The organism is Candidatus Poribacteria bacterium, from assembly GCA_021295715.1.
Taxonomy (GTDB): domain Bacteria; phylum Poribacteria; class WGA-4E; order WGA-4E; family WGA-3G; genus WGA-3G.
The window spans coordinates 1-4,914 of sequence record JAGWBV010000091.1 but is presented as its reverse complement, the minus strand read 5'-3'; the positions used below and the strand labels follow the sequence as shown (position 1 = coordinate 4,914).

Sequence of the window (4,914 nt, the reverse complement as noted above, 5' to 3'; positions counted from 1 at the left end):
AAGTCTTTAACCCCTAAACAGTGGGTAGGCAGACACATTGCCTTGCGACAACGCTGTTTATGTCTGCCAACTTGATACTCTAATTATACTACAATTTGCTAAAAATGTCAAGTTTATTTCACAGGGATTACGCCTTTAGCGGGCTTATATCCCAAACCTAAAGGATTGGGCTTTACGCCCGAATGCCCGTAATTCCCGAGGACAATAGTTACAGAATAGCCATCAGGGGGACCACTGACAGCCGACTACCTGCTAACTGCCACTTTAATAGTCTAAAAGATGTCGAACCTGTTCACCAATGTCAGGGCTCCGCATCAATGACTCACCAACAAGCATTGCTTGCACACCCGCCTCCTGTAGTCGCATCACGTCTTCACGCGAATAGATGCCGCTTTCACTCACCACGACTTTATCCGCTGGAATGGCTTCACGTAAACGGAACGTTGTCGCAATATCCGTATGAAATGTGCGTAAATCTCGGTTGTTGATACCAATTATCTGGGCATCCACGTCCAACGCGATGGCTAATTCTTCTCGTGTGTGCACCTCCACCAAACACGCCAGTGATAACGCCTCTGCAATATTCATGAACGTCCGCAACTCTGCGGCTGTCAATGCTGCCACAATCAGTAAAATGGCATCCGCCCCCGCTGCGCGAGCTTGGTAGATATGATATACATCAATTGTGAAATCTTTTCGGAGGAGCGGTACATCAACGATTTCTCGGATTGCGCGCAGGTAGCCGAGTTCACCTGCAAAAAAATGTTTGTCTGTTAACACAGAGATCGCAGCAGCGCCGTTTTCGACGTAGATATCGGCAATTGACACCGGATCGAAATCTTCGCGGATAATGCCTTTACTGGGTGACTTTTTCTTCACCTCCGCGATAAGTTTAACGGTCCCTTTGCCTGTAATGGCATCGCGAAAATTCCGCGTTGGTGGAAGATTTGCGATCTTCGTTTCCAATTTAGCAATCGGCACCAACTTCTGTTCGGCTGCGAGTTCCTTCTGTTTATGGGCAATGATAGTGTCTAATATCAATCCATTTATCCTTTTCTCGTAAAAGGGGTTACAGTTTAACTGTTCGACACTGACTTCAGAGCCTCCAGTTTTGCCAATGCTTCGCCCGAGTCAATGGATTCTGAGGCAAGTTCGGTCCCAGCAGCAAGGCTATCTGCTTTCCCACTGGCAGTAATCGCTGCCCCAGCATTTAGCACAACAATGTCGCGTTTGGGTCCCTCTTCACCCTTTAGGAGATTGACTATCATTTCAGCGTTCTCCTCCGGTGCACCACCCAGAAGTGCTTCGGGTTCCGCCCTTGGAATTCCGAGTGATGTGGGATCAAGGGTATAGGTTTCAACAGTGCCGTTTCGAAGTTCGGAGACGCGAGAGGTTGTAGTCGTCGTGAAGTCGTCCAAACCGTCATCTCCACGCACAATAAATGCGTGCTGACATCCGAGACTATTCAGTGCATTCGCATGTGCCTCAGTCAGTTCTGGTGCGTAGACACCGATCACCTGTGCCTGCGGTCCTGCCGGATTGGTCAGCGGTGCTATGGCATTGAAAATCGTCCGAATTCCGATCTCGCGCCGCGGTCCGATGGCGTATTTCATCGCTCCGTGCAGTGTTGGTGCGAATAGAAAACCGATGCCGACTTCATCAATGCATCGTCCGACGTGTTTAGGACCAATTTCAATGTTCACGCCTAACGCCATAAGTACGTTCGCACTGCCGCTCTGTCGTGTCACACCTCGGTTGCCGTGCTTTGCGACCGGCACACCTGCTCCGGCGGTAACAATGGCGGAAGTTGTTGAGATGTTGAAATGGTTCAAACCTGTACCACCTGTACTACACGTATCAACAAGTCGTGGGACTTTGGGTGTAGCCTGCAAGTCAGGTGTATGAAGTGTTGGAACAGGCGTGGCTTTAGCGCGCATGGCACGTGTTCCTCCTGTAATCTCTGCTATTGTTTCGCCTTTAAGTCGCAATGCAGTAAGAAAACAGGCAATCTGAGCGTCTGTCGTCTCACCTTCCATGATTTCGTTCATGGTGTCAATCATTTCTGTTTCGGTTAAGGCATCCCCTGCCATAACCTTTTGAATTGCTTCACGGATCACGCAATGTCCCTCCTGAGAATATTCTGTCCGCAATTATAGCAGACACCCACATATTTTTCAAGATCGGTGTTTTGAATCTCGAAGCCACTCAACTTTCGGCTTTTCATCTTAGCATTTCAATTTTCTCAGGCGAAAATTTGTATTTTTTTGGCATAGAGTATAACATATCTTTGTCCGATAAATAATTGGTGTGAGTTAAGAAAAAGGCACATCCTGCAGGGACAACTGGAGGTTGAGATTCTCCGTTACGAACGAGATCTCATCAACAGGAAAGATGGCTATCTTGAAATAGTTTGTGTTCCCAAGACGGACGGACTTTGTAAATCAGTCCACAAAAAGAGAGAAAGAGATGATCCGAAACTATAAATCGAGCGATCTGCAAACACTTCGACAGATTACCGCTATCTGTTTTGAGAAGGTGTCCATAGACAAAAATATCGAAGACCGGTTTGGGCGTATTGGCGATATAGGCTGGGAAGAACGCAAAATGTCCCATATTGATGACGATACAGCAGCGAACCCGGATGGGCTTTTTGTAGCGGAGGTTGAAGGGGAAATTGCTGGTTACATCACAACCCGACTTAACCGCTCAACACGCATCGGTAGTATTCCGAACCTCGCTGTACTACCGAAGTTTCAACGTCGTGGCATCGGTAGGCGACTCATTGAAAAAGCGTTGTCGTATTTGCAAGCAGAAGGGATGCTTTATGCGCGCATTGAAACTCTGGAACAGAACCCTATAGGTACCAGTTTTTATCCGGCTATGGGTTTCACTGAAGTTGCAAGGCAGATTCACTATATCCAACCGCTATCAAAATCGGACCTACAATGAAGAGATAGACACTAAAATAGGAACCGGTACATCGGTTGATTTGTTGTAATTCCTATGAGGCTCCATATACTGCCGATGATGAATTCGCCTAAAATCAGACCGAGGAAGAACGGAATCAATTTTCGGTGTGCACTCACACCACCGTGCCGAAGAATAATCCATTTGATGACCGAACTCACCAAAATCGAAAACCAGAACACGTTCATTGACCAACTGCTGGAGATAGCGAATCCAGCGGGATGAAAGGGCCACCAAAAGAGCCGCATCCGCATTATCATCAGGAAACCGGTGATAAGGAAACCGATACACATTGCGACGATTGCGGGTACATCTGGTGCTCTCGGCGAGGTCAGCCAACTCTGTAGTCGATTGAAAGGTCTTCCGGCAAACCAGTCCCGCGCGCCTTCTACATAAGAGATGTGATAGAATGCCCAAAATGAGGCAAATGTCCCAATGACAATCGCAATGCACATCGCAATGAGCAAGCGCCGATTGGAAATTCCGGTGCGTTCCGCTAATTTAAACCCCTCCAAGATGTGTGGCATCGGATGCCCACGATAGGCGCGATTGAAGAAGAACAGGTACGCCATTATGGTTAAGTTGTGTGGACCGAGCAGGCGCGTCCCGAAAATGCGAGGCATCATCTCATCAGGTCCAATGAAGTGCAAATCGTGGACAGGCGATCCGAGTTCCGCACGCATTCGGGTCACCGCCGTAGAGATGGCATAATAGATGCCAAAAAATACGAGAATCACCCAGATAGACATCCCCGCCGTTTTGCAGAAACCGACGATAAACGCAAGACTCGCGATGAGACCTAACGTTGTCACTCGATAAGACATCGGTTCCTCTGAGTCATCAACACGCGGATCGTTTTTAAATAACTTCCGTCCGACTTGCGCTAGGTGTTTTCGCGTCGCCACAATCGCGATAACGAACAAGCCGAGATATGCCCCGAAAGACTGTTCATCGGTGAAAGGGAAATTCGGCATGCCGCGGACCCCTAAGGCATCTCCGAAAACTCGCTCTGCCTTCCAGAAGAGATAGAAAAACCAACACGAGAACGATAAGTCCAGCGGAATAAAGAAAGCGATGCCTACCGCGAACGGAAACACGGCTATCGGACTCCATCCGATAGCACTCCATGGCTTCTGTGTAAAGAAGGGACGTAAATCGTAGAGCCTGCCGCCCAAACTCGGCACAGTCGGGTAGAGGTAGTGGAGTCCATTGAGGATGTCAATTGCACCAGCGATGCCGAAACCGAGCCACATCATTTTATTCGTCAGTAAGTTCGTCCTACCGCCACTCGTCAACTCAAGCGGCAGTTGGATGATGGGGTAACTCAGTTTCTCGTGCTCTGTCCACTGTTTCCGAACAAGGCTGTTAATACACACCATCAGAAAGACCATTGCACATAGGAAGCCTCCCCAGACAAAAGTTGTTGTGAGCCATCCTTGGACAGTTTCCCATTGGTAAAGGGTTGTTTCGCCGCGATAATACTCCGTCAAGAAAGATCTGTCCTTAACAGCCATCCAGTCGGGGATATACCGATGAAACAGGTCTGTCCAGTCATTTTCTGGTGTCGCATACCAAAATGCGTACGGGATCATCGGAATCAATACGCGGAGTACATCGTGTCCTGCAAGTGAGGAAGCGATCGCCAACATGACGTAAATTGTCAGCAATTCGCCTTGTTGCATTGCAATCCTTGGTGCTATCCGGACTAAGAAGAGGTTAACACCCATGATAACAAAGATGCAGAAGATGACGTTAAAGTAGAGGGAGATCGTGGTGGGATACCCTTGACCGGCAGAATCCAGAATCCAGTACATGTTCGGGATGATAAGGACTGTCCCGAGTAGAATCGATCGCCATGATGCTCCATATTTGGAGGGTTCTCTGAACCTGTGAGGTTCCGAGGTTAATTCACTTTTCAAATTACGTGATGCTTTCTGTCTATGACAC

4 protein-coding genes are annotated in these 4,914 nt (G+C 48.2%); 1 reads left to right on the top strand and 3 read right to left on the bottom strand.

The genetic code is table 11. The features are described from left to right. Positions 1 to 264 precede the first annotated feature (264 nt). Together trpC and trpD are read right to left on the bottom strand one after the other, a co-directional pair. Positions 265 to 1,041: an indole-3-glycerol phosphate synthase TrpC gene (gene trpC / locus J4G07_18720; GenBank protein MCE2416021.1), complete on the bottom strand. Its 777-nt coding sequence runs from the start codon at positions 1,039 to 1,041 to the stop codon at positions 265 to 267. 35 nt (positions 1,042 to 1,076) lie between these two features. Then, a complete protein-coding gene (gene trpD / locus J4G07_18715; GenBank protein MCE2416020.1) occupies positions 1,077 to 2,117 on the bottom strand; it encodes an anthranilate phosphoribosyltransferase in 1,041 nt (346 codons plus the stop codon). 349 nt (positions 2,118 to 2,466) lie between these two features. Between trpD and J4G07_18710 the strand changes: the two genes are divergently transcribed. Next, positions 2,467 to 2,949, top strand: a complete 483-nt coding sequence (locus J4G07_18710; GenBank protein ID MCE2416019.1) for a GNAT family N-acetyltransferase — start codon at positions 2,467 to 2,469, stop codon at positions 2,947 to 2,949. A gap of 11 nt (positions 2,950 to 2,960) precedes the next feature. Here the strand turns inward: J4G07_18710 and J4G07_18705 are convergent. Next, positions 2,961 to 4,914: hypothetical protein (locus J4G07_18705; protein MCE2416018.1), on the bottom strand; the 1,954-nt coding region annotated here is incomplete at its 5' end.

Excerpts from the sequence above, each read along its gene's own strand:
- J4G07_18710 (MCE2416019.1), top strand. The coding sequence starts at position 2,467 with ATGATCCGAAACTATAAATCGAGCGATCTGCAAACACTTCGACAGATT.